The sequence below is a fragment of the Streptomyces sp. NPDC002773 genome (assembly GCF_040295605.1).
Lineage (GTDB): Bacteria > Actinomycetota > Actinomycetes > Streptomycetales > Streptomycetaceae > Streptomyces.
The window spans coordinates 76345-101000 of record NZ_JBEOVO010000024.1 but is presented as its reverse complement, the minus strand read 5'-3'; the positions used below and the strand labels follow the sequence as shown (position 1 = coordinate 101000).

Here is a 24656-nt window from a genome sequence, read left to right as displayed (position 1 = left end):
CAGCACAGGGCGACTCGGCGGGGAGCGGCGGCGGCAGCAGGAAGATCCTGGTCACGCCACGTGTCCACCCCTCTGGGCCAGTCCCGGGTGCGGGGCGGGGTGGGCGGGCCGATGCTGCTGGAGGTGGCGGGAGCAGGGGAGAGCCCGCCCACACCTGGCGCCCCGCACCGGGGCGCCCCCTCCCGAGGAGCAGACCCACATGTCCGCACGACCCCGCCCCTTCATAACCGCGCTGGCCCTGGCCGCCACCGCCGCACTGGCCATGGGGGCCGCCCCGGCGGTCTCGGCCGCCCCCGTCGCGAAGCCGGTCACCGACTTCCCGCACCCGGACCTCAAGAAGACGTACGACGCCACGGTGAAGTACAGGTCGGAGCAGAGGGCCATCGACGACGGTTTCCTGCGCACCGACGAGTGCGTCGAGGACCCGGAGCTCGGCGGTATGGGCTACCACTACGTGAATCCGGCGAACATCGGCTCGACGGATCCGAGGAGGCCCGCCGCAATGTTGTACGAGGAGGACGACAAGACCGGCAAGCGCGAGCTGGTCGCGGTCGAGTGGGTCGTCCCCGACCCGAACGGGAACCTGCCCAGGCCGCGGCTCTTCGACCGGGGCTTCGACGGACCGTTCGACTTCGCGCCCGTCGGACCCCACTACTCGCTGCACGCGTGGATCTACAAGAAGAACCCGAAGGGTGTCTTCACCCCGTACAACCCGCGGGTGCACTGCACCCCCTGCCCTGAGGACCACCCGAAGGCGTAGGAGTACGACGAAGGGCCCGGCCTCCAGCGACGGAGACCGGGCCCTCGGTGTCGTACGGGAAGCGCTACCGCACGAACACGCTCGCCTGGTTCGCCAGGTCCAGGAAGTACTGCGGTGCGACGCCGAGCACCAGCGTGACCGCCACGCCCGCCATGATCGCGACGGTCGTCAGGGCCGAGGGCACGGCGACCGTCGGGCCGTCCGCCTTCGGCTCGCTGAAGAACATGAGCACGATCACCCGGATGTAGAAGAACGCGGCGATCGCCGAGGAGATCACGCCGACCACGACGAGGACTCCCGCGCCGCCGTCGGCCGCCGCCTTGAAGACCGCGAACTTGCCCGAGAACCCGGAGGTCAGCGGGATGCCGGCGAAGGCGAGCAGGAAGACCGCGAAGACCGCGGCGACGAGCGGTGAACGGCGGCCGAGACCGGCCCACTTGGACAGGTGCGTCGCCTCCCCGCCCGCGTCCCGCACCAGGGTGACGACCGCGAACGCGCCGATCGTCACGAAGGAGTACGCGCCCAGGTAGAACAGGACCGACGAGATGCCGCTCGGGGTGGCCGCGATGACACCGGCGAGCAGGAAGCCCGCGTGCGCGATGGACGAGTACGCGAGGAGCCGCTTGATGTCGGTCTGGGTGATGGCGACGATCGCGCCGCCCAGCATGGTGACGATGGCGACGCCCCACATGACGGGCCGCCAGTCCCAGGTGAGGCCGGGCAGCACCACGTACAGCAGGCGGAGCAGCGCGCCGAACGCGGCGACCTTGGTCGCGGCGGCCATGAAGCCGGTGACGGGGGTCGGGGCGCCCTGGTAGACGTCGGGGGTCCACATGTGGAACGGCACGGCGCCGACCTTGAAGAGGAGCCCCATCAGGACCATGGCGAAGCCGATGAGCAGCAGTGCGTCGTTGCCCATGGTGTCGGCGAGCGCCGGGTTGACGGCGGTGACCGAGCCGTCGACGACGTCGGCGATGGTGGCGTACGAGACGGAGCCCGCGTAGCCGTAGAGCAGGGCGATCCCGAAGAGCAGGAAGGCCGAGGAGAACGCGCCGAGCAGGAAGTACTTGACGGCCGCCTCCTGCGACATCAGCCGCTTGCGGCGGGCGACGGCGCAGAGCAGGTACAGCGGGAGGGAGAAGACCTCCAGGGCGACGAAGAGCGTCAGGAGGTCGTTGGCGGCCGGGAAGACCATCATGCCGGCGATGGCGAACAGGGCGAGGGGGAAGACCTCGGTGGTGGTGAAGCCGGCCTTGACCGCGGCCTTCTCCTGGTCGCTGCCGGGGACGGCGGCGGCCTCGGCGGCGAAGGAGTCGACCTTGTGGCCGTGGTCGGCCGGGTCGAGCCTGCGCTCGGCGAAGGTGAAGATCGCGACGATCGAGGCGAGGAGAATGGTGCCCTGGAGGAAGAGGGCGGGTCCGTCGACGGCGATGGCGCCCATGGCCGCGATGTGGGCCTTGGTGGAGCCGTAGCCGCCGGCGGCCAGGCCGACGATCGCGGCGAAGGCGGCGACGAGCGCCACCACGCTGAGGAACAGCTGGCTGTGGTAGCGGGCCTTGCGGGGCACGAAGGCCTCGACGAGGACGCTGAGGATCGCCGCGCCGATGACGATGAGTACGGGTGAAAGCTGGGTGTACTCGATGTGCGGCGTCTCGATCTTGGTCAGCGGATCCGCAGCGGTCGTCCACAGGGTGTGGACAGAGGATGCGACGGCGGATGTGCTCACTTGGCTGCCTCCGCGTTCTGGACAGGCACAGCTGGCTGCGGGTCCTTCTGCTGTACGTCGGACATGGTGTGCCGCACCGCCGGGTTGACGACGTCCGTGAGCGGCTTCGGGAAGACCCCGAGGAAGATCAGGACGGCGATCAGCGGGACGACCACCGCCAGTTCACGCGCCCGCAGGTCGGGCAGCGAGCGCACCTCCTCCTTCACCGGACCGGTCATCGTCCGCTGGTACAGGACGAGGGTGTAGAGCGCGGCGAGGACGATGCCGGTGGTGGCGATGATCCCGGCCACCGGGTAGCGGGCGTAGGTGCCGACCAGGACCAGGAACTCGCTGACGAACGGGGCGAGTCCGGGCAGCGACAGGGTGGCGAGGCCGCCGATCAGGAAGGTGCCGGCGAGCACCGGGGCGACCTTCTGCACCCCGCCGTAGTCGGCGATGAGCCGCGAGCCGCGCCGGGAGATCAGGAATCCGGCGACGAGCATCAGGGCGGCCGTCGAGATGCCGTGGTTGACCATGTAGAGCGTGGCGCCGGACTGGCCCTGGCTGGTCATCGCGAAGATGCCCAGGATGATGAAGCCGAAGTGCGAGATCGAGGCGTACGCCACCAGGCGCTTGATGTCCCGCTGGCCGACCGCGAGCAGCGCCCCGTACACGATGCTGATGAGGGCGAGGACGATGATCGCGGGGGTGGCCCACTTGCTCGCTTCGGGGAAGAGCCCGAGGCAGAAGCGGAGCATCGCGAAGGTGCCGACCTTGTCGACGACGGCGGTGATGAGGACGGCGACCGGGGCGGTCGCCTCCCCCATCGCGTTCGGCAGCCAGGTGTGCAGCGGCCAGAGCGGGGCCTTCACCGCGAAGGCGAGGAAGAAGCCGAGGAACAGCCAGCGCTCGGTGCTGGTCGCCATCTCCAGGGAGCCGTTGGCCCGGGCCGCGGCGATCTCCGTGAGCGAGAAGTTCCCCGCGACCACGTAGAGGCCAATGACGGCGGCCAGCATGATCAGGCCGCCGGCCAGGTTGTAGAGGAGGAACTTGACCGCCGCGTAGGAGCGCTGGGCCGCCGCGTTCTCGTCGGAGCCCGCGTGGGCGCGGTCGCCGAAGCCGCCGATGAGGAAGTACATCGGGATGAGCATGGCTTCGAACAGGATGTAGAAGAGGAAGACGTCGGTGGCCTCGAAGGAGAGGATCACCATCGCCTCGACCATGAGGATCAGGGCGAAGAAGCCCTGCGTCGGACGCCAGCGCTTGGAGGTGGTCTCCAGGGGGTCGGCGTCGTGCCAGCCGGCGAGGATCACGAAGGGGATGAGCAGCGCGGTGAGCGCGATCAGCGCCACCCCGATGCCGTCGACGCCGAGCTCGTAGCGGACGCCGAAGTCCTTGATCCAGGCGTGTGATTCGGTCAGCTGGTACCGCTCGCCGCCGGGCTCGAACCGTACGAAGACGACGGCGGCGAGCACGAGCGTGGCGAGGGAGACGAGCAGCGCCAGCCATTTGGCGGCGGTGCTGCGGGCGGCGGGGACGGCGGCGGTGAGGATCGCACCGATCGCCGGAACCGCCGCTGTCACCGTAAGGAGCGGGAAGCCTGTGTTGATTGCAGACATGGGAGTTACACCGCCCTCATCAGCAGGGTCGCGGCGATCAGCACCGCAGTACCTCCGAACATGGAGACCGCGTACGAGCGGGCGTAGCCGTTCTGCAGCTTGCGCAGCCGGCCGGAGAGGCCGCCGACGGATGCGGCGGTGCCGTTGACCACGCCGTCGACCAGGGAGTGGTCGACGTAGACGAGCGAGCGGGTCAGGTGGGTGCCGCCGCGGACGAAGACGGCGTGGTTGAGGTCGTCCTGGAGGAGGTCGCGGCGGGCGGCCCGGGTGAGGAGCGAGCCGCGCGGGGCGACGACCGGGACGGGCTTGCGCCCGTACTGGAGGTAGGCGAGGCCGACGCCGATGACCATGACGGCCACGGTGGCGGAGGTGACGGCGGCGGCGCTGATCGGCGGGTGGCCGTGGGCGTAGCCGGTGACGGGCTCCAGCCAGTGCACGAACCGGTCGCCGACGCCGAAGATCCCGCCCGCGAAGACCGACCCGAAGGCCAGCAGGATCATGGGGATCGTCATGGACTTGGGCGACTCGTGCGGCTGCGGCTCATGGCCGTCGGCGTCGGCCTGCCAGCGCTTCTCGCCGAAGAAGGTCATGAGCATCACGCGGGTCATGTAGTACGCGGTGATGGCCGCGCCGAGCAGGGTGACGGAGCCGAGGATCCAGCCCTGGGTGCCGCCCTTGGCGAAGGCCGCCTCGATGATCATGTCCTTGGAGAAGAAGCCGGACAGGCCGGGGAAGCCGATGATCGCGAGGTAGCCGAGGCCGAAGGTGATGAAGGTGACCGGCATGTACTTCCGCAGGCCACCGTACTTCCGCATGTCGACCTCGTCGTTCATGCCGTGCATGACCGAGCCGGCGCCGAGGAACAGCCCGGCCTTGAAGAAGCCGTGCGTCACCAGGTGCATGATCGCGAAGACGTAGCCGATGGGGCCGAGTCCGGCCGCCAGGATCATGTATCCGATCTGCGACATCGTCGAGCCGGCGAGGGCCTTCTTGATGTCGTCCTTGGCGCAACCGACGATCGCACCGAAGAGGAGCGTGACGGCGCCGACCACGACGACCACGGTCTGCGCGTCCGGGGCCGCGTTGAAGATGTTCGCGGAGCGGACGATCAGGTAGACACCGGCGGTCACCATCGTGGCCGCGTGGATGAGGGCCGAGACCGGGGTCGGGCCCTCCATGGCGTCCCCGAGCCAGGACTGCAGCGGCACCTGGGCCGACTTGCCGCAGGCGGCGAGGAGCAGCATCAGACCGATCGCGGTCATGGTGCCCTGGGAGGTCGTGTCCGCCGCTCCGAGCACCGGCCCGAAGGCGAAGGTGCCGAAGGTGGTGAACATGATCATGATGGCGATGGAGAGGCCCATGTCGCCGACCCGGTTGACCAGGAAGGCCTTCTTCGCGGCGGTGGCCGCGCTGGGCTTGTGCTGCCAGAAGCCGATCAGGAGGTACGAGGCGAGGCCGACGCCCTCCCAGCCGAAGTACAGGAGCAGGTAGTTGTCGGCGAGGACGAGCAAAAGCATCGCCGCGACGAACAGGTTGAGGTAGCCGAAGAAGCGGCGGCGGCGCTCGTCGTGCTCCATGTACCCGATGGAGTACACGTGGATGAGCGTGCCGACCCCGCTGATCAGCAGGACGAACGTCATCGAGAGCTGGTCGAGCTGGAAGGCGATGTCCGCCTGGAAGCCCTCGACGGGGATCCAGGAGAAGAGCCGCTGGTGCAGGGCGCGGTCCTCGGCGCCCTTGCCGAGCATGTCGGCGAAGAGGACCAGGCCGAGGGCGAAGGAGACGGCCGCGAGCAGCGTGCCGATCCAGTGCCCGACCCTGTCGAGGCGCCGTCCGCCGCAGAGCAGGACGGCCGCGCCGAGCAGGGGTGCCCCGACGAGCAGAGCGATGAGATGTTCCACGGTCAGCCCCTCACAGCTTCATCAGGCTTGCGTCGTCGACCGAGGCCGAGTGGCGGGCACGGAAGACGGACACGATGATCGCGAGCCCGACGACGACCTCCGCGGCGGCGACGACCATCGTGAAGAAGGCGATGATCTGGCCGTCGAGGTTTCCGTGCATGCGGGAGAAGGCGACGAACGCGAGGTTGCAGGCGTTGAGCATCAGCTCGACGCACATGAAGACCACGATCGCGTTGCGCCGGATCAGCACCCCGGCCGCGCCGATGGTGAACAGCAGGGCGGCGAGGTACAGGTAGTTGACGGGGTTCACCGGGTGGCCTCCTCTTCGTCCCGGTCCCGGCCGAGCCGCTCCTCGGAGCGCTGCTCAAGGGCCTTGAGGTCGGCGAGGGCCTCGGTGGACACGTCCCGGATCTGGCCCCGCTTGCGCAGGGTCTGCATGACGGTGAGCTCCGCCGGGGTGCCGTCGGGCAGCAGTCCCGCGATGTCCACGGCGTTGTGCCGGGCGTAGACGCCGGGCGCCGGGAGGGGCGGCAGGTGCTTGCCTTCGCGTACGCGCTGCTCGGAGAGCTCGCGCTGGGTGCGGGCCCGCTCGGTGCGCTCGCGGTGGGTGAGCACCATCGCGCCGACGGCGGCGGTGATGAGGAGCGCGCCGGTCATCTCGAACGCGAAGACGTACTTGGTGAAGATGAGGGCGGCGAGGCCCTCGACGTTCCCGCCGTGCGCGCTGTTGGCGGCGCCGAGGCCGGCGAACTCCGTCAGGGACGCGTTCCCGATGCCGGCGGCGAGCAGGATGCCGAAGCCGAGACCGCAGGTGACGGCCCACCAGCGCTGGCCCTTGAGGGTCTCCTTCAGCGAGTCCGCGGCCGTGACTCCGACCAGCATGACGACGAAGAGGAAGAGCATCATGATCGCGCCGGTGTAGACGACGATCTGGACGATGCCGAGGAAGTACGCCCCGTTGGCCAGGTAGAAGACCGCCAGGATGATCATGGTTCCGGCGAGGCAGAGCGCCGAGTGGACGGCCCGCCTCATCAGGATCGTGCACAGGGCGCCGATGACGGCGACGGTGCCGAGGACCCAGAACTGGAAGGCCTCACCACTGGACGTGGTGTAGGCGGCGAGGTTCGCGCTCATGCGTCCACCTCCTCCTCTTCGCCCGTCTCCCCCTTGGACACGGCGACCTGACGGACGGTGTCGGGCGCGGCCTTCTCGACGAGACCCAGGTAGTAGTCCTGCTCGGTCATGCCGGGGAAGATCGCGTGCGGGGTGTCGACCATGGTGTCCTCGAGTCCCGCGAGGAGCTGCTCCTTGGTGTAGATCAGGTTCGCGCGGGAGGAGTCGGCCAGTTCGAACTCGTTGGTCATCGTCAGCGCCCGCGTGGGGCAGGCCTCGATGCACAGCCCGCACAGGATGCAGCGGGCGTAGTTGATCTGGTAGACGCGGCCGTAGCGCTCGCCGGGCGAGTAGCGCTCCTCGTCCGTGTTCTCCGCGCCCTCCACGTAGATGGCGTCGGCGGGGCAGGCCCAGGCGCACAGCTCGCAGCCGACGCACTTCTCCAGACCGTCGGGGTGACGGTTGAGCTGGTGCCGGCCGTGGAAGCGGGGCGCCGTCGTCTTCTGCTGCTCCGGGTACTGCTCCGTCAGCCGCTTCTTGAACATGGCCTTGAAGGTCACGCCGAAGCCGGCCACCGGATTCTGGAAGTCAGACACCGTCCGTCTCCTTTCCATCACTCGCAGTAGCAGTATCGGGGGCGCCACTGACAACGAGGTCCCGGTCCCGCCGCGGCCCGCGCCGGGGCACGGTCGGCAGGGACTGTCCGGGCTTGGGCGGTACGGGGAAGCCGCCGGCCATCGGGTCGAAGGCGGGCTCCTCGGCGGGCCCGGCCGCTTCCGCCTTCGCCTTCCGGTCGCGGAAGACGTCGACGACGAAGGAGAGCAGCAGCAGTCCGAGGACGGCTCCCGCCACGTACAGGACGACGTTGGTGAAGGCGATGTTCTCGTTCCGCAGCGCCCGGACGGTGGCGACCAGCATGAGCCAGACCAGGGAGACCGGGATGAGGACCTTCCAGCCGAGCTTCATCAGCTGGTCGTAGCGGACGCGGGGCAGGGTGCCGCGGAGCCAGATGAAGAAGAAGAGCAGCAGTTGCACCTTGAGGACGAACCAGAGCATGGGCCACCAGCCGTGGTTGGCGCCCTCCCAGAAGGTGGAGACCGGGTACGGGGCCCGCCAGCCGCCCAGGAAGAGGGTCACCGACACGGCCGAGACCGTCACCATGTTCACGTACTCGGCGAGCATGAACATCGCGAACTTGATGGACGAGTACTCGGTGTTGAAACCGCCGACGAGGTCGCCCTCGGACTCCGGCATGTCGAACGGGGCGCGGTTCGTCTCGCCGACCATCGTGACGATGTAGATGATGAACGACACCGGCAGCAGGATCACGAACCAGCGGTCCGCCTGCGCCTCGACGATCGCCGAGGTCGACATCGACCCGGAGTAGAGGAAGACGGAGGCGAAGGCCGCGCCCATGGCGATCTCGTACGAGATCATCTGCGCGCACGAGCGCAGGCCGCCGAGCAGCGGGTACGTGGAGCCGGACGACCAGCCGGCGAGGACGATGCCGTAGATGCCGACGGAGGCGACGGCGAGGACGTACAGCATCGCGATCGGCAGGTCGGTGAGCTGCATCGCGGTGCGGTGGCCGAAGATCGAGACCTCGTTGCCCGCCGGGCCGAAGGGGATCACGGCGATCGCCATGAACGCGGGGATCGCGGCGACGATCGGGGCGAGGACGTAGACGACCTTGTCGGCCTTCTTGACGATCACGTCCTCCTTGAGCATCAGCTTGATGCCGTCCGCGAGGGACTGGAGGAGGCCCCAGGGGCCGTGCCGGTTGGGGCCGACGCGCAGCTGCATCCAGGCGACGACCTTGCGCTCCCACACGATGGAGAAGAGCACGGTGATCATCAGGAAGGCGAAGCAGAAGACGGCCTTGATCAGGACGAGCCACCAGGGGTCCGTGCCGAACATGGACAGGTCTTCGGCGGCGAGGGTGTTCATGCCTGGACCTCCGTCGTGGTGGCCGCGCCGATGCGGACCAGGTCGCCGGGGTGGGCGCCGGTGTCGGAGAGGACGCCCCGGCCCGCCGAGTTCAGCGGGACCCAGACGACCCGGTCGGGCATCTCGGTGACCTGGAGCGGGAAGGCGACCGAGCCGGCGGGGCCGGTGACCTCCAGGACGTCGCCGTCCTTGACGCCGGTGTCGGCGGCGGTGGCGGCGGAGAGCCGGGCGACGGCCGCGTGCCGGGTGCCGGCGAGGGCGGTGTCGCCCTCCTGGAGCCGGCCCAGGTCGAGCAGGAGCCGGTGTCCGGCGAGGACGGCCTCGCCGTCCCCGGCGCGGGGCGCGGCCTGGCCGGGTTCGACGGGCTCGGAGGCCCGCTCCTCGGTCCAGCCGCCGAGCCGGTCCAGCTCCCGCCGTACGGCCCTGAGGTCGGGCAGCGCCAGGTGGACGTCGAGGGCGTCGGCGAGCATGTGGAGCACGCGCGCGTCCCCGGGGGCGACGGGCCGGGTCATCTGCTCGGGCTTGAGCGCGGCCTCGAAGAGCCGGGCCCTGCCCTCCCAGTTGAGGAAGGTGCCGGACTTCTCGGCGACGGCGGCGACCGGCAGGACGACGTCGGCGCGCGCGGTGACCTCGCTGGGCCGCAGCTCCAGGGAGACCACGAAGGCCGCTTCGAGGGCTTCACGCGCGCGTGCCGGGTCGGGCAGGTCCGCGACCTCGACGCCCGCGACGAGCAGGGCGCCGAGTTCGCCGGTGCCGGCGGCCTCGATCATCTGGCCGGTGTCGCGCCCGTAACGGAGCGGGAGTTCGCGGACGCCCCAGGCGGCCGCGACCTCCTCACGCGCGCGGGGGTGGGTCGCGGGCCGGCCGCCGGGCAGCAGCGCCGGGAGCGCCCCGGCCTCGACGGCTCCGCGTTCGCCGGAGCGGCGCGGGATCCACACGAGCCGGGCGCCGGTGGCGGCCGAGGTGCGCAGGGCGGCGGTGAGGGCGCCGGGGACGCCGGCGAGGCGCTCGCCGACGACGAGGACGGCGCCTTCCTGCCGGAGGGCCTCGGCGGCGGCGAGTCCGTCGCCCTCCAGGCCGACCCGGGAGGTGAGCGCGTCGAGCCACTCGGTCTCGGTGCCGGGGGCGGCGGGCAGCAGGGTGCCGCCGGTCTTCTCCAGGCCCCGGGTGGCGTAGGCGGCGACCGCGTACGTCCGCTGGCCCTTCTTCCGCCAGGCCTTCCGGAGCCGCAGGAAGACGCCGGGCGCCTCCTCCTCGGCCTCGAGACCGACGAGGAGGACGGCCGGGGCGGCTTCGAGCGAGGTGTACGTGATCCCCGTGCCGTCCAGGTCGCGGCCGCGTCCGGCGACGGCGGAGGCCAGGAAGTCGGCCTCCTCGCCGGAGTGGATCCGGGCCCGGAAGTCGACGTCGTTGGTGTCGAGGGCGACCCGGGCGAACTTGGCGTACGCGTAGGAGTCCTCGACGGTGAGCCTGCCTCCGGTGAGGACGCCGGTGCGGCCGCGGACGAGGCCGCGGGCGGCGGCCTCCAAGGCCTCCGGCCAGGACGCCGTCTCCAGCTCACCGGTGTCGGGGTTCCGGACGAGCGGGGTGGTGAGCCGGTCGCGCTGCTGCGCGTACCGGAAGCCGAAGCGGCCCTTGTCGCAGATCCACTCCTCGTTGACCTCCGGGTCGTCGGCGGCGAGCCGCCGCATGACCTTGCCGCGCCGGTGGTCGGTGCGGGTGGCGCAGCCGCCCGCGCACTGCTCGCACACCGAAGGCGAGGACACCAGGTCGAAGGGGCGGGAGCGGAAGCGGTAGGCGGCCGAGGTGAGGGCGCCGACCGGGCAGATCTGGATGGTGTTGCCGGAGAAGTACGACTCGAAGGGGTCGCCGACGCCGGTGCCGACCTGCTGGAGGGCGCCGCGCTCGACCAGTTCGATCATCGGGTCGCCGGCGACCTGGTTGGAGAAGCGGGTGCAGCGGGCGCAGAGCACGCACCGCTCGCGGTCGAGCAGCACCTGGGTGGAGAGCGGGATCGGCTTCTCGTAGGTCCGCTTGACGCCTTCGAAGCGGGACTCGGACTGCCCGTGGGACATGGCCTGGTTCTGCAGGGGGCACTCGCCGCCCTTGTCGCAGACCGGGCAGTCCAGCGGGTGGTTGATGAGCAGCAGCTCCATCACGCCGTGCTGGGCCTTCTCGGCGACCGGGCTGGTCAGCTGCGACTTCACCACCATGCCGTCGGTGCAGGTGATGGTGCAGGAGGCCATCGGCTTGCGCTGGCCCTCGACCTCGACGATGCACTGGCGGCAGGCGCCCGCGGGGTCGAGGAGCGGGTGGTCGCAGAAGCGCGGGATCTCGATGCCGAGCTGTTCGGCGGCGCGGATGACGAGCGTCCCCTTGGGGACGGAGATCTCGGCGCCGTCGATGGTCAGCGTGACGAGGTCCTCGGGCGGGACGGGCGCGCTGCCGCCGCCGCTGGGGGTGGACGCGATGACGGTCATGCGGTCACCTCCTTGTGGTTGTCCGCCCAGGCGGTCGACTTGGCGGGGTCGAAGGGGCAGCCCCGGCCGGTGATGTGCTGCTCGTACTCCTCGCGGAAGTACTTGAGCGAGGAGAAGATCGGCGAGGCGGCGCCGTCGCCGAGGGCGCAGAACGACTTGCCGTTGATGTTGTCGGCGATGTCGTTGAGCTTGTCGAGGTCGGACATCTGTCCTCGTCCGGCCTCGATGTCGCGGAGCAACTGGACGAGCCAGTAGGTGCCTTCGCGGCAGGGGGTGCACTTGCCGCAGGACTCGTGGGCGTAGAACTCGGTCCAGCGGGTGACGGCCCGGACGACACAGGTGGTCTCGTCGAAGCACTGGAGTGCCTTGGTGCCGAGCATGGATCCGGCGGCGCCGACGCCCTCGTAGTCGAGGGGCACGTCGAGGTGCTCGTCGGTGAACATGGGGGTGGAGGAGCCGCCGGGGGTCCAGAACTTGAGGCGGTGGCCGGCGCGCATGCCGCCGCTCATGTCGAGGAGCTGGCGCAGGGTGATCCCGAGGGGCGCCTCGTACTGGCCGGGTGAGGTGACGTGCCCGCTGAGCGAGTACAGCGTGAAGCCCGGGGACTTCTCGCTGCCCATGGACGTGAACCATTCCTTGCCGCGCTGGAGGATCGCGGGAACGGACGCGATGGACTCGACGTTGTTCACGACAGTGGGGCAGGCGTACAGACCGGCGACCGCGGGGAAGGGGGGTCGCAGCCGGGGCTGGCCGCGGCGTCCTTCGAGCGAGTCGAGCAGCGCGGTCTCCTCACCGCAGATGTACGCGCCGGCGCCGGCGTGGACGGTGAGTTCGAGGTCGAGTCCGCTGCCGAGGATGTCGGTGCCGAGGTAGCCGGCCGCGTAGGCCTCGCGGACGGCCTCGTGGAGGCGGCGCAGGACGGGGACGACCTCGCCGCGCAGATAGATGAAGGCATGGTTGGAGCGGATCGCGTAGCAGGCGATCACGATGCCTTCGATGAGGGAGTGCGGGTTGGCGAAGAGGAGCGGGATGTCCTTGCAGGTGCCGGGCTCGGACTCGTCGGCGTTGACGACGAGGTAGTGCGGCTTGCCGTCGCCCTGCGGGATGAACTGCCACTTCATGCCGGTGGGGAAGCCGGCGCCGCCGCGTCCGCGGAGGCCGGATTCCTTGACGTACGCGATGAGGTCGTCGGGGCTCATCGCGAGGGCCCGCCTGAGGCCGCGGTAGCCGTCGTGCCGCTCGTAGGTCTCCAGGGTCCAGGAGTCGGGCTGGTCCCAGAAGGCCGAGAGGACGGGCGAGAGGAGCTTCTCGGGGCTGCTGTTGTTGATCTCGGCGGCCAAGGTCATCACTTCCCCTCCTGACCGGAGGACTCACCGCGCGGGTGGACGATTCGGTGGGACGGGTTCTCGCCCTTGGCCAGGCGCAGGCCGACGAGGGAGGCGGGGCCCGCGCCGCCGGTGGCCTCGACGGCGCCGGGGCGCTCGTCGGGGAAGCCGGCGAGGATGCGGGCGGTCTCCTTGAAGGTGCAGAGCGGGGCGCCGCGGGTGGGTTCGACGGTCCGGCCGGCCCGCAGGTCGTCCACCATCTTCTTGGCGGACTCGGGGGTCTGGTTGTCGAAGAACTCCCAGTTGACCATCACGACGGGCGCGAAGTCGCAGGCGGCGTTGCACTCGATGTGTTCGAGGGTGATCGTGCCGTCCGCAGTCGTGTCGTTGTCCCCGTCGTTTCCGACGCCGAGGTGGGCCTTGAGCTCCTCGAAGATGGCGTCGCCGCCCATGACCGCGCAGAGCGTGTTGGTGCAGACGCCGACCTGGTAGTCGCCGGAGGGCTTGCGCCGGTACATCGTGTAGAAGGTGGCGACGGCGGTGACCTCGGCGGTGGTGAGGCCGAGGAGGTCGGCGCAGAACTGCATGCCGGTACGGGTGACGTGGCCCTCCTCCGACTGCACGAGGTGCAGCATCGGGAGGAGCGCGGAGCGGGAGTCCGGGTAGCGGGCGATGATCGCTTCGGCGTCGGCGGCCAGCCGGGCGTGGACCTCGGCCGGGTAGGCGGGGGCGGGGAGCTGGGGCATGCCCAGGCTGATCTGGTCGGTCATCGGTCGACGCCTCCCATCACGGGGTCGATGGAGGCGACGGCGACGATGACGTCGGCGACCTGGCCGCCCTCGCACATCGCTGCCATGGCCTGGAGGTTGGTGAAGGACGGATCGCGGAAGTGGACCCGGAAGGGACGCGTGCCGCCGTCCGATACGACGTGCACGCCGAGTTCGCCCTTGGGTGACTCGACGGCCGCGTAGGCCTGCCCGGCGGGGACCCGGAAGCCCTCGGTGACCAGCTTGAAGTGGTGGATCAGGGCTTCCATGGAGGTGCCCATGATCTTCGCGATGTGGTCGGTCGAGTTGCCGAGGCCGTCGGCGCCGAGCGCGAGCTGCGCGGGCCAGGCGATCTTCTTGTCGCCGACCATGACGTCGCCCGGCTCCAGCCGGTCGAGGCACTGCTCGACGATCCGGAGGGACTGCCGCATCTCCTCCAGGCGGACGAGGAAGCGTCCGTAGGAGTCGCAGGTGTCGGCGGTCGGGACGTCGAACTCGTAGTCCTCGTAGCCGCAGTACGGGTCGGTCTTGCGCAGGTCGTGCGGGAGGCCCGCGGAGCGCAGGATCGGTCCGGTGGCGCCGAGGGCCATGCAGCCGGTGAGGTCGAGGTAGCCGACGTCCTGCATGCGGGCCTTGAAGATGGGGTTGCCGGTGGCGAGCTTGTCGTACTCCGGCAGGTTCTTCTTCATGGTCTTCACGAACTCGCGCACGGCGTCGACGGCGCCGGGCGGGAGGTCCTGGGCGAGGCCGCCGGGGCGGATGAACGCGTGGTTCATGCGCAGCCCGGTGATCAGCTCGTACAGGTCCAGGATCATCTCGCGGTCCCGGAAGCCGTAGATCATGATCGTGGTGGCGCCGAGCTCCATGCCGCCGGTGGCGATGCACACCAGGTGGGAGGAGAGCCGGTTGAGCTCCATGAGGAGCACCCGGATGACGCTGGCCCGGTCCGGGATCTGGTCGGTGATGCCGAGCAGCTTCTCCACGCCGAGGCAGTACGCCGTCTCGTTGTAGAACGAGGTGAGGTAGTCCATGCGCGTGACGAAGGTGGTGCCCTGCGTCCAGGTCCGGTACTCGAGGTTCTTCTCGATGCCGGTGTGGAGGTAGCCGATGCCGCAGCGGGCCTCGGTGACGGTCTCGCCGTCGATCTCCAGGATGAGCCGGAGCACGCCGTGGGTGGACGGGTGCTGGGGGCCCATGTTGACGATGATGCGTTCGTCGTCGGCCTTGGCGGCGGACTGGACGACCTCTTCCCAGTCGCCGCCGGTCACCGTGTAGACGGCGCCTTCTGTCGTCTCGCGGGGAGACGCGTTCAATTGGGGCCTCCCGGAGGGAGTCGTTGAGGGGCGGTGGTCGGGTGACGGGTGGGTGGTCACGAGTACGACCTCCGCTGGTCCGGAGCCGGGATCTGGGCGCCCTTGTACTCGACGGCGATGCCGCCGAGGGGGTAGTCCTTGCGCTGCGGGTGGCCCTGCCAGTCGTCCGGCATCATGATCCGGGTGAGGGCGGGGTGGCCGTCGAAGACGATGCCGAAGAAGTCGTACGTCTCGCGCTCGTGCCAGTCGTTCGTCGGGTAGACGGCGACGAGGGACGGGATCCGCGGGTCGGCGTCGGGCGCCGAGACCTCGATCCGGATCAGCCGGCCGTGGGTGAGCGAACGCAGGTGGTAGACGGCGTGCAGCTCGCGGCCCTTGTCTCCCGGGTAGTGGACGCCGGAGACGCCGGTGCAGAGCTCGAAGCGGAGCGCCGGGTCGTCGCGCAGGGTGCGGGCCACGCGGACGAGGTGCTCGCGCTCGATGTGGAAGGTGAGCTCGTCGCGGTCGACGACCGTCTTCTCGATGGCGTTGTCCGGGAGGAGCCCCTGCTCCTCCAGGGCGCCTTCGAGTTCGTCGGCGACCTCGTCGAACCAGCCGCCGTACGGGCGGGTGGCCGGGCCGGGGAGCCGGATCGAGCGGACGAGGCCGCCGTAGCCGGAGGTGTCGGCGCCGCTCTGGGCGCCGAACATGCCGCGCTGGACCCGGACCTCCTCGCCGTGGTCCCCGCGCTGACCCGGCAGGTTCTGCGCGCTGAGTTCCTTCTCGGGGTTGGGCGTCTCGTCGCCTTTCGGCGTCTTGTCACCCTTCGGCGTTTCGTCACTCACCGCAGAAGACCCTTCAGTTCGATCGTCGGCAGCGCCTTGAGCGCCGCTTCCTCCGCCTCCCGGGCCGCCTCCTCGGCGTTCACGCCGAGCTTGGAGGTCTGGATCTTCTGGTGGAGTTTGAGGATCGCGTCGAGCAGCATCTCCGGGCGCGGCGGGCAGCCGGGCAGGTAGATGTCGACCGGCACGATGTGGTCGACGCCCTGGACGATCGCGTAGTTGTTGAACATGCCGCCCGAGGAGGCGCAGACGCCCATGGAGATGACCCACTTGGGGTTGGGCATCTGGTCGTAGACCTGCCTCAGGACGGGCGCCATCTTCTGGCTGACCCTGCCGGCCACGATCATCAGGTCGGCCTGGCGCGGCGAGCCGCGGAAGACCTCCATGCCGAAGCGGGCCAGGTCGTACCGGCCGGCTCCGGTGGTCATCATCTCGATGGCGCAGCAGGCGAGGCCGAAGGTCGCGGGGAACACGGACGCCTTGCGCACCCAGCCCGCGGCCTGTTCGACCGTCGTCAGCAGAAAGCCGCTCGGGAGTTTCTCTTCGAGTCCCATAGGTGCCCCTCAGCCCCTCAGTCCCATTCCAGGCCGCCGCGACGCCACACGTAGGCGTAGGCGACGAAGACGGTGAGCACGAAGAGCAGCATCTCCACGAGCCCGAAAAGCCCCAGGGCGTCGAAGGTGACGGCCCAGGGGTAGAGGAAGACGATCTCGATGTCGAAGACGATGAAGAGCATCGCCGTCAGGTAGTACTTGATCGGGAAGCGGCCGCCGCCGGCGGGAGTGGGCGTCGGCTCGATGCCGCACTCGTACGCCTCAAGTTTTGCCCTGTTGTACCGCTTTGGACCGATAAGCGTGGCCATGACCACGGAGAAGATCGCAAACCCCGCACCCAGGGCACCGAGCACGAGGACGGGCGCGTACGCATTCACGCTCCTCGCTCCTTCCAGTCGTCCTTGACCGTTGGACCGCACGGCCGGACCGTGAAAGATCGCCCCCATGTGAGGCAGTTCACAAGCCCGGCTGCCCCGCATCTTATGCCTGCCCCTCTGTGATCTGCGACACGGGGTACGCCAACGACTTTGTGATCTCCACCACCTGACGAAGGATCATGAAGTCGGATGAGCGGTGATCTTGTTGCGCGAAGCGCCCAGGTGATCACCAGATGTGACATCCAGACCGGAAATCGCTGATCGGAGGGGGTGCGCACTATCAAGCGGTGGCCACTACAAGCAAATTGGTGGTGGACGCATCCAAGTGGTAAGGGAACCGTCCGTCGCCCGGTCGGGGGAGCCCGGCGGACGGCGGTGGACGCGTGCGCGCTTTCACGAGCGCGCGGGGGCGCTGCGGGGGCGTTCATGAGACGCCGATGTGACCTGCACCACACATCGGGGGCCCGGGAAAAACGGGGCTTGGCCAAGGGTGTCAAGAGGTGGTAAGGGTCGGTCAATTCGGGCGTTTCAATGAAAACCCGTGATCAAGGGCCAGATGGGCCGTGACCGTTTTGCCCGTTACGGCGTCAATAAGGGCGCCACAGAAGCGGATTAGGAGGTTCCGAACGTAACTGTGGCGCAACCCACGTTTCTTGAAGGGAACCGTGAAGCCCTGATAGCGGTTGTACCCATGTCCCACACCGCTCACATACCCAGCCACCGGAAGCCCCGCCGCAGCGCCTCGAAGCTCGCGCTGCGAGCCGGAGTCGCCGGTGGCGTCCTCGGCACCATCGCGGTGGCCGGTGCTGCCGGGCCGGCGAATGCCGAGCCGGTGACCGAGACCATCGAAATGCCCACCCTGGGCTCCCTGGAGACCGCCGGTCTCGCCAGCGCCGTCGCCGCCTCCGCCGAGGCCTCCCAGCAGGAGGCGCTCGACCAGAGCCTCCAGACGCAGGAGAACGCGGCGCTCCAGCAGGCCGCCAAGGAAGCCAAGACGGCCAAGGCCGAGGCGGACCGCAAGGCCGCGGCCGAGCGCGCCGAGAAGGCCGCCCGCCTGAAGGCCGAGCAGGAGCGCCAGGAAGCCGAGGAGCGCGCCTCCCGCGACCGTGAGCGCACCCGTCTCGCCGTCGCGTCCGCGAGCGCGTCGAACTCCTCGGACGACAGCGACTCCTCGTCGTCGTCCTCGTCGTCCGACAGCGGCTCCTCGTCGTCCTCCGACAGCGGGTCCTCGGCCGGCTCCGGCGACAGCGAGACGCAGGCCCCCTCCGGCTCCGCCGCCTCGATCGTGGCCTTCGCCCGCGCCCAGGTCGGCGACGCGTACGTCAGGGGCGGCACCGGCCCCAACTCGTGGGACTGCTCGGGCCTCGTCCAGGCCGCCTACCGCCAGGCCGGCATCGACCTGCCCCGCATCTCCAGCGACCAGTCGAGCATGGGCACCTCCGTCTCCCTGAGCAACCTCCAGCCGGGCGACATCCTGTACTGGGGCAGCCGCAGCGGCTCGTACCACGTCGCCATCTACGTGGGCGGCGGCATGTACGTCGGGGCGCAGAACACGTCGACCGGTGTCGTCGAGCGCTCCCTCGACTGGGACACCCCGTCGGGCGCCGTGCGCATCCTCTGATTCTTCGCGCTCCACGCTTCATGGCGAAGGGCCGTCACTCCTCGGGGGAGGGACGGCCCTTCGTCATATCCGGTGATATGCGGTTATTTCGTCATTTCCGGAACGCGTCGATGATCCGGGCGTAGCTGTCGCCGCCGTGCCCCGCCTCGACCGCGCCGCGCATCAGCTCCAGATGCAGTCGCGGCAGCCGCCCGTCGACGCCCCGCGCCTCCCCCGCCTCCAAAAGGTGCCCGATCGCCACCACCTGGACGTCGATCGTGGCGTCCGCTCCCGGGTACTCCCCCGCGTCGATCTGCTCGGCGTACCCGGACATGAACCAGGAGACCGTGGACAGCCAGCGGCCCGCGACCGCGGTGAAGTCCCGGGCCGCCACCCCGTCGGCGCCCGCGAGGGCGGTCGCGTGCAGCCAGCCGCCGAAGACCGACCACATGATGCCGAGCAGCCCGGCGTCGTAGAGCGAGGCGAGGCCCGCGTCCGCGCCGAGGTCGATCGGGTCGCCCAGGACGGCGAGGGTCGCGCGGTGCCGGGCGAGCAGCTCGGGCCCGCCCGCGTACAGGAACATGCTCGCGCTGTCGCCGACGCCGGGCGGGGTCGTCATGATGCCGCCGTCGAGGTAGCCGATGCCGTGGGCGGCGGCCCAGTCGGCGCTCTCCCTGGCCTGCTCGGGCGAGCCCGTGGTGAGGTTGACGAGCACCCGGCCGCGCAGCGACTCCACGACCGGGTCGAGGAGTTCGCGTACGGCCGCGTAGTCGAGGACGCAGACCACGACCAGTTGACTCGCGGCGACCGCCTCGGCGACGTCGGCCGCGCGGACGGCTCCCGCGGCGACCAGGGGGTCCGCCTTCTCCGGGGTGCGGTTCCAGACGGTGGTGGGGTGTCCGGCGCCGAGGAAGGCGGCGGCGAGGGCCGCGCCCATCTGTCCGAGCCCGACGACGGTGACGTTCTCTCTGTCCATGCTGTTCATGGGCTCCACGCTCGCAGCGGCGGAATCCGGCCGACAGTGGCAGGACTGACGACGTCCGCACCATTCCTGCCAGGGGTGTCGTAGGGTCGGCTCCATGAGTGCGGGAGTGGTCGCCATCGCCGTCGTACCGGACCGGCGGACCGGGACGTCGCTGTGGGAGCTGTACGAGATCGCCATCGCCTGCGCGGTGTTCGGCAACCCGCAGCCGGACCTGGTCGACCCCTGGTACGAGCTGCGGATGTGCGGGGAGGCGGGGGCCGGGTCCGGGGCCGGGGTGTTCTCCGTGCGGATCGACCACGGTCTCGACGGGCTGGTCGGCGCGGACACGGTCATCGTGCCGTCCGTCCCGGACGCGGTCGTCGAGGACGGCGAGGACGTGCCGGCCGAGCTGGTCGAGGCGCTGCGCGCGGCGGCCGCGTCCGGCGCGCGGATGGTGTCGCTGTGCACGGGCGCCTTCGCGCTCGCCGCCGCCGGACTCCTCGACGGACGCCGGGCGACGGCGCACTGGCAGCACACCGCGCAGCTCGCCGCCCGCCACCCGGGCGTCGTGGTCGACGACTCGGTGCTCTACACCGACGAGGGCTCGGTGCTGACCAGCGCCGGGGCCACCGCCGCCCTCGATCTCTGTCTGCACCTGGTCCGCAGGGACCTCGGCGCGACCGTCGCCGGCCAGCTCGCCCGCCGCCTGGTCGTGCCGGCCCACCGCGCGGGCGGCCAGGCCCAGTTCATCGAGGCGCCGCTGCCGCCGAGCGACGGCGACAGCCTGGGGCCCGTACTCCAGTGGGCGACCGAGCACCTGGCCGAGCCGCTGACCGTCGAGTCCCTGGCCCGCCGGGCGCGGCTGAGCCCGCGGACCTTCCACCGCAGGCTCCAGGAGACGTGCGGGACGACCCCGTTGCAGTGGCTGCTCCAGCAGCGGGTGGCCCGCGCCCAGACGCTGCTCGAAGCCACCGACCTGCCCGTGGAGCAGATCGGTGAGCGCAGCGGCCTGGGCACGGCGGCGAACCTGCGCCGCCACTTCACCCGTACGGTCGGGGTCTCCCCCACCGACTACCGCAGGTCGTTCAGGCCTTCGGCGCGACCTTCGACAGGCCGTTGATGATGCGGTCCATGGCGTCGCCGCCGGTCGGGTCGGTGAGGTTCGCCAGCATCTTCAGGGTGAACTTCATCAGGAGCGGGTGGGTCAGGCCGCGCTGGGTCGCGATCTTCATGATCTTCGGGTTGCCGATGAGCTTCACGAAGGCGCGGCCGAGCGTGTAGTAGCCGCCGTAGGTGTCCTTGAGGACCTGCGGGTAGTTCCGCAGGGCCAGTTCGCGCTGGGCGGGGGTCGCGCGGGCGTGGGCCTGGACGATGACGTCGGCCGCGATCTGGCCGGACTCCATGGCGTACGCGATGCCCTCGCCGTTGAACGGGTTGACCAGGCCGCCCGCGTCACCGACGAGCAGCAGGCCCCTGGTGTAGTGCGGCTGGCGGTTGAAGGCCATCGGGAGGGCGGCGCCGCGGATCGTGGTCGTCATGTTGTCCGGGGTGAAGCCCCAGTCCTCCGGCATCGAGGCGCACCACGCCTTGAGCACCTCGCGCCAGTCCAGCTCCTTGAACGCGGAGGAGGAGTCGAGGATGCCCAGGCCGACGTTGGAGGTGCCGTCGCCCATGCCGAAGATCCAGCCGTAGCCGGGGAGGAGGCGGTCCTGCGGGCCGCGCCGGTCCCACAGCTCCAGCCAGGACTCCAGGTAGTCGTCCTCGTGCCGCGGGGTGGTGAAGTACGTGCGGACGGCGACGCCCATCGGCCGGTCCTCGCGCCGGTGCAGGCCCATGGCGAGGGAGAGGCGGGTGGAGTTGCCGTCGGCGGCGACGACGAGCGGGGCGTGGAAGGTGACCTCGCGCTTCTCCTCGCCCAGCTTCGCGTGGACGCCGGTGATCCGGCCCGTACGGTCGTCGATGATCGGGGCGCCGACGTTGCAGCGCTCGTACAGGCGGGCGCCGGCCTTCTGCGCCTGGCGGGCCAGCTGCTCGTCGAAGTCGTCGCGCTTGCGGACGAGTCCGTAGTCCGGGTACGAGGCGAGCTCCGGCCAGTCGAGCTCCAGGCGGACGCCGCCGCCGATGATCCGCAGGCCCTTGTTCCGCAGCCAGCCGGCCTCTTCGGAGATGTCGATGCCCATGGAGACGAGCTGCTTGGTGGCGCGGGGGGTGAGGCCGTCGCCGCAGACCTTCTCGCGGGGGAACGCGGTCTTCTCCAGGAGCAGGACGTCGAGTCCCGCCTTGGCCAGGTAGTACGCGGTGGTGGAACCGGCCGGGCCTGCCCCGACGACGATCACATCTGCGGTGTGCTCGGAGAGGGGCTGCTCGGTCACGGCGGGGTCTCCCGAAGTTCGGCGACGAGGATGATGAGGACGTGTCGTCAGTCTATGGGTGGCGGTCCCGGCGGGACCGGAGGGTCACCACCCCGCCGGACCGGAGGGTCACCACCAGGCTGCCCCCGGTCCCCGGTCCCTGGTCCCCGGTCGCGAAGAGCCGTCAGGCCTTGAAGCCGCGGTGGAGCGCGACGATCCCGCCGGTCAGGTTCCGCCAGGCCACCCTCGACCAGCCGGCCTTCTGCAGCAGGCCCGCCAGGGTCGGCTGGTCCGGCCAGGACTGGATGGACTCCGCGAGGTACACGTACGCGTCGGGGTTGGACGACACGGCACGGGCCACCGGCGGCAGCGCGCGCATCAGGTACTCCTCGTACACCGTGCGGAACGGCGCCCAGGTCGGGTGCGAGAACTCGGAGATGACGACCCGGCCGCCGGGCTTCGTCACCCGGTACAGCTCGCGCAGCGCCTGCTCGGTGTCCTGGATGTTGCGCAGCCCGAAGGAGATGGTGACGGCGTCGAAGACGTCGTCGCGGAACGGCAGCTTCGTACCGTCGCCGGCCGTGAACGGCATCCACGGGTGCCGCTTCTTGCCGACCTGGAGCATGCCGATCGAGAAGTCGCAGGGCACGACGTACGCCCCCGCGCGGGCGAAGGGCTGCGACGAGGTCGCCGTACCCGCCGCCAGGTCCAGGATCTTCTGCGCGGGGCGCGCGTCGACCGCCTTCGCGACCTCCTTGCGCCAGCGCCGGTCCTGCCCCAGGGAGAGCACGTCATTGGTGAGGTCGTAGTTCGCCGCCACGTCGTCGAACATCGAGGCGACTTCGTGCGGCTGCTTGTCCAGGGATGCTCGGGTCACCCCGTCATTGTCGCAGTCGCCGAAATCTCTCCTCGTACCGCTTCAACCTTTTCGGCGCGGCCGCGCTCAAGGACGGATGGGTGTGGGACACCGGCCGACACCAACGGTGAGAGAAGGCAGGAACGCGATGGCGGTACCGACGGAAGTGAGACCCGGCTCCCCGGCAGCCGGGCGGGACGACGTGGGATCCGGCCCTCCGGTCGGCGTGTCGGCCGACGCGGCGGACGGCGCGTTCGAGGAGTTCGCCCGGGCGGGGCAGCAGCGCCTGTACCGCACGGCGTACCTCCTTTGCGGCGACGCCGAGACCGCCCGCGACCTGACCCAGACCACGCTGGCCAAGCTGTACCAGCACTGGCGGCGCGCGGGCGCCGCCGACCATCCGCACGCGTACGCCAAGACGGTGCTGACCCGCACCTTCCTGGCCGAGCGGCGCCGCGGCCTGCGCGATCTGCTCGCGCTCACCCGCACCGGCGGCATGCGCCCGGCGCCCACCGCCGACCACGCCGATCTGCGCGTCACCCTGCTCGCGGCGCTCGCCGAGCTGCCGCCCCGGGCCCGCGCGATGGTCGTCCTGCGCTACTGGGACGACCAGAGCGTGGCCTCCGTGGCCGCCCTGCTGCGGTGCAGCGAGGCGACCGTCAAGAGCCAGTGCTCGCGCTCCCTCGCCCGACTCCGCGTACGCCTGGGTGACGCCGGGCTCGCCACCACAGGAAGCTGAGGCCCGCCGTGGAAACCGACGACATCACCCTGCTCCGCAGCACCATGGAACGTACGGTGGACGACCTTCCCCCGCTCCCCGACCTCGCCCCGCTCGCGGCGCGCGAGGGCCGCAGACGGCGGCTGCGGGCCCGGGTCGCGATCGTCACGACCGCGTTCGGCGCGGTCACGGCCGGGGCCCTCGGCCTCACGCTGCTGCCGGGTTCGAGCCCGGCGGTCACCATGCCCGCCGCCGTGCCGTCGTCGCCCGGCGCGACCGCGAGCGCGAGCACCGGCCCGAGCACGACCTACGCCCCCGTCACGATCGAGGAGACCCCGGGCGTCACACCGCCCGACAACCCGGACGGCCTGTCCGAGGCCGAGCGGGCGCGCCACGCGGCCCACCAGCAGCGGGTGGCGGCGCTGCTCGACGAACTGCTGCCCGCGACGGTGACCGAGATCCGGCCGGTCAAGGACAAGGTGTATGTCTACCGGATCGCCTCGGGCGGCGAGACCTTCCGGATGACGGTGTCGGTTCGGCCGTCCGACGAGAACCGTCTCAAGCCCTGCGTGGACGATCCGGTCAGGGGCTTCCACTGCGAGAAGGTCACGTTCGACGGGAACCGCGAGGCGCAGCTCGTCTCGATGCTGGTCAACGGGGACGAGACGTCCGGGTCGTACCTGGACTTCCGCTACGGCGACAGCCGCGTCCAGCTCTCCGTCGATCCCGAGCGCGTGTCGGCGCCGGTGACACCGCGGCAGCTGCTCGCCGTCGCCCAGGACCCGCGCTTCCTCGACCTGGTGCGGTACGCGGACGAGAACCCGGTCGAGACGAAGGCGCCGCCGGCGGTCGAGGGCGGCTGAGCCGGGGTGTTCCGGTGGCTATTGCTGCCGGAACACCAGGCGGCCGCCGAGGACGGTGGCGACGCAGGTCGACGGGCCGAGGCGGACCAGGGCCGCGCGGTCGGGCACGTCGAAGACGGCGAAGCGCGCCGGGGCTCCCGGCACGAGGCCCGGCAGGAGCACCAGCGGTGCCGGAGAGAACGAGGGGGCGCCGGGGAGCCGCTCCGGGCGGCGGCCGACGGCGAGTCCGGCCCGGCGCACGGCGTCCACAGCGGCCCTCTCGCGCAGTTCGCCGGCGACGGCGACCGTTCCGTGCGCGAGCAGCCGCTGCACGGCCCGGCGGGCGGAGGCACCCCGCCGGGCGGGGTCGGCCCGGAAGATCCGCTGCGCCCGCTCCCCGCCGATCGGCTCGGTGCCGAACCCCGCGGCCTCCCGGGGGTCCGGGTGGTACATGCCTTCGAGCAGCTCGGGCCCGAACGGGTTGAGGAGCCCGGGGGTGAGGATGCCCGGCCACTGCCGGACCCGCGCCTCGGGCCGTACGGCGACGAGGTCGTCGTACGGGCCGACGGCGGCGATGAGGCCGTCGTCGACCAGGACGGCGGTCTCGGGCGTCGCCTCGGCGACGTGGATGGTCAGCACGCGG

At 70.5% G+C, this 24656-nt stretch carries 23 protein-coding genes; 5 read left to right on the top strand and 18 right to left on the bottom strand.

The annotated features are described in order from the left end of the window. Positions 1–199: 199 nt before the first annotated feature. On the top strand, positions 200–760 hold the full coding sequence (locus ABT034_RS25690) for a hypothetical protein (protein ID WP_351219079.1): 561 nt from the start codon (positions 200–202) through the stop codon (positions 758–760). A 64-nt stretch (positions 761–824) separates the two neighbouring features. Here the strand turns inward: ABT034_RS25690 and nuoN are convergent, their stop codons facing one another. Genes nuoN through ABT034_RS25620 form a run of 14 tightly spaced genes read right to left on the bottom strand, consistent with a single transcriptional unit; the run spans position 825 to position 16682 of the window. Continuing rightward, complete coding sequence (nuoN, locus tag ABT034_RS25685; RefSeq protein ID WP_351219077.1) at positions 825–2486, bottom strand: NADH-quinone oxidoreductase subunit NuoN; 1662 nt, start codon at positions 2484–2486, stop codon at positions 825–827. Beyond that, a complete protein-coding gene (locus tag ABT034_RS25680; RefSeq protein WP_351219075.1) occupies positions 2483–4084 on the bottom strand; it encodes an NADH-quinone oxidoreductase subunit M in 1602 nt (533 codons plus the stop codon). Before ABT034_RS25680 ends, nuoN begins: the two co-directional genes overlap by 4 nt. A gap of 5 nt (positions 4085–4089) precedes the next feature. Then, positions 4090–5985 (bottom strand): NADH-quinone oxidoreductase subunit L, encoded by a 1896-nt coding sequence (gene nuoL / locus ABT034_RS25675; RefSeq protein ID WP_351219073.1) that lies wholly within the window; start codon positions 5983–5985, stop codon positions 4090–4092. A 10-nt stretch (positions 5986–5995) separates the two neighbouring features. Beyond that, a complete protein-coding gene (gene nuoK, locus ABT034_RS25670) occupies positions 5996–6295 on the bottom strand; it encodes an NADH-quinone oxidoreductase subunit NuoK (RefSeq protein ID WP_030214504.1) in 300 nt (99 codons plus the stop codon). Beyond that, positions 6292–7119 carry an NADH-quinone oxidoreductase subunit J gene (locus ABT034_RS25665; RefSeq protein WP_351219071.1) on the bottom strand — a complete coding sequence of 276 codons (828 nt, stop codon included), beginning with the start codon at positions 7117–7119 and terminating at the stop codon, positions 6292–6294. The genes nuoK and ABT034_RS25665 overlap by 4 nt, the downstream gene beginning before the upstream one ends. After that, positions 7116–7712: an NADH-quinone oxidoreductase subunit NuoI gene (nuoI, locus tag ABT034_RS25660; RefSeq protein WP_351219069.1), complete on the bottom strand. Its 597-nt coding sequence runs from the start codon at positions 7710–7712 to the stop codon at positions 7116–7118. The genes ABT034_RS25665 and nuoI overlap by 4 nt, the downstream gene beginning before the upstream one ends. Next, positions 7687–9045, bottom strand: a complete 1359-nt coding sequence (nuoH, locus tag ABT034_RS25655) for an NADH-quinone oxidoreductase subunit NuoH (protein WP_351219067.1) — start codon at positions 9043–9045, stop codon at positions 7687–7689. Before nuoH ends, nuoI begins: the two co-directional genes overlap by 26 nt. Next, positions 9042–11525 carry an NADH-quinone oxidoreductase subunit G gene (locus ABT034_RS25650; RefSeq protein WP_351219065.1) on the bottom strand — a complete coding sequence of 828 codons (2484 nt, stop codon included), beginning with the start codon at positions 11523–11525 and terminating at the stop codon, positions 9042–9044. The genes nuoH and ABT034_RS25650 overlap by 4 nt, the downstream gene beginning before the upstream one ends. Beyond that, entirely contained in the window at positions 11522–12871 is a 1350-nt protein-coding gene (nuoF, locus tag ABT034_RS25645; protein ID WP_351219063.1) for an NADH-quinone oxidoreductase subunit NuoF, read from the bottom strand. Before nuoF ends, ABT034_RS25650 begins: the two co-directional genes overlap by 4 nt. After that, positions 12871–13620 (bottom strand): NADH-quinone oxidoreductase subunit NuoE, encoded by a 750-nt coding sequence (gene nuoE, locus ABT034_RS25640; protein ID WP_351219061.1) that lies wholly within the window; start codon positions 13618–13620, stop codon positions 12871–12873. The genes nuoF and nuoE overlap by 1 nt, the downstream gene beginning before the upstream one ends. Further along, a complete protein-coding gene (locus tag ABT034_RS25635) occupies positions 13617–14930 on the bottom strand; it encodes an NADH-quinone oxidoreductase subunit D (RefSeq protein ID WP_351219059.1) in 1314 nt (437 codons plus the stop codon). The genes nuoE and ABT034_RS25635 overlap by 4 nt, the downstream gene beginning before the upstream one ends. A 56-nt stretch (positions 14931–14986) precedes the next feature. Then, positions 14987–15754, bottom strand: coding sequence for an NADH-quinone oxidoreductase subunit C (locus ABT034_RS25630; RefSeq protein WP_351219057.1), 768 nt, complete (start codon positions 15752–15754; stop codon positions 14987–14989). Further along, positions 15751–16305: a NuoB/complex I 20 kDa subunit family protein gene (locus ABT034_RS25625; RefSeq protein WP_024756031.1), complete on the bottom strand. Its 555-nt coding sequence runs from the start codon at positions 16303–16305 to the stop codon at positions 15751–15753. The genes ABT034_RS25630 and ABT034_RS25625 overlap by 4 nt, the downstream gene beginning before the upstream one ends. Before the next feature lie 17 nt (positions 16306–16322). Further along, entirely contained in the window at positions 16323–16682 is a 360-nt protein-coding gene (locus ABT034_RS25620) for an NADH-quinone oxidoreductase subunit A (RefSeq protein WP_019888619.1), read from the bottom strand. A gap of 691 nt (positions 16683–17373) precedes the next feature. Here ABT034_RS25620 and ABT034_RS25615 point away from each other — a divergent pair. Beyond that, positions 17374–18303 (top strand): C40 family peptidase, encoded by a 930-nt coding sequence (locus ABT034_RS25615; RefSeq protein WP_351219055.1) that lies wholly within the window; start codon positions 17374–17376, stop codon positions 18301–18303. A gap of 91 nt (positions 18304–18394) precedes the next feature. On the opposite strand, the gene ABT034_RS25610 is transcribed toward ABT034_RS25615, so the two are convergent. Next, entirely contained in the window at positions 18395–19258 is an 864-nt protein-coding gene (locus ABT034_RS25610) for an NAD(P)-dependent oxidoreductase (protein ID WP_351219113.1), read from the bottom strand. Between the two features lie 103 nt (positions 19259–19361). Between ABT034_RS25610 and ABT034_RS25605 the strand changes: the two genes are divergently transcribed. Next, entirely contained in the window at positions 19362–20366 is a 1005-nt protein-coding gene (locus tag ABT034_RS25605; protein ID WP_351219053.1) for a helix-turn-helix domain-containing protein, read from the top strand. Here ABT034_RS25605 and ABT034_RS25600 read toward each other — a convergent pair. Continuing rightward, positions 20332–21618: a geranylgeranyl reductase family protein gene (locus ABT034_RS25600; protein WP_351219051.1), complete on the bottom strand. Its 1287-nt coding sequence runs from the start codon at positions 21616–21618 to the stop codon at positions 20332–20334. The two genes, ABT034_RS25605 and ABT034_RS25600, sit on opposite strands and share 35 nt — an antisense overlap. Positions 21619–21781: 163 nt before the next feature. Then, positions 21782–22474 (bottom strand): demethylmenaquinone methyltransferase, encoded by a 693-nt coding sequence (locus ABT034_RS25595; RefSeq protein ID WP_351219049.1) that lies wholly within the window; start codon positions 22472–22474, stop codon positions 21782–21784. 127 nt (positions 22475–22601) lie between these two features. Between ABT034_RS25595 and ABT034_RS25590 the strand changes: the two genes are divergently transcribed. Both ABT034_RS25590 and ABT034_RS25585 read left to right on the top strand, forming a co-directional pair. Further along, the gene (locus ABT034_RS25590) at positions 22602–23192 is read left to right on the top strand and encodes a SigE family RNA polymerase sigma factor (protein ID WP_502973051.1); all 591 of its coding nucleotides are present in this window, start codon (positions 22602–22604) and stop codon (positions 23190–23192) included. Between the two features lie 8 nt (positions 23193–23200). After that, positions 23201–24034: a hypothetical protein gene (locus ABT034_RS25585; protein WP_351219047.1), complete on the top strand. Its 834-nt coding sequence runs from the start codon at positions 23201–23203 to the stop codon at positions 24032–24034. Positions 24035–24052: 18 nt separating this feature from the next. On the opposite strand, the gene ABT034_RS25580 is transcribed toward ABT034_RS25585, so the two are convergent. Further along, positions 24053–24652, bottom strand: a complete 600-nt coding sequence (locus ABT034_RS25580) for an imidazolonepropionase-like domain-containing protein (RefSeq protein ID WP_351219045.1) — start codon at positions 24650–24652, stop codon at positions 24053–24055. Positions 24653–24656 lie beyond the last annotated feature (4 nt).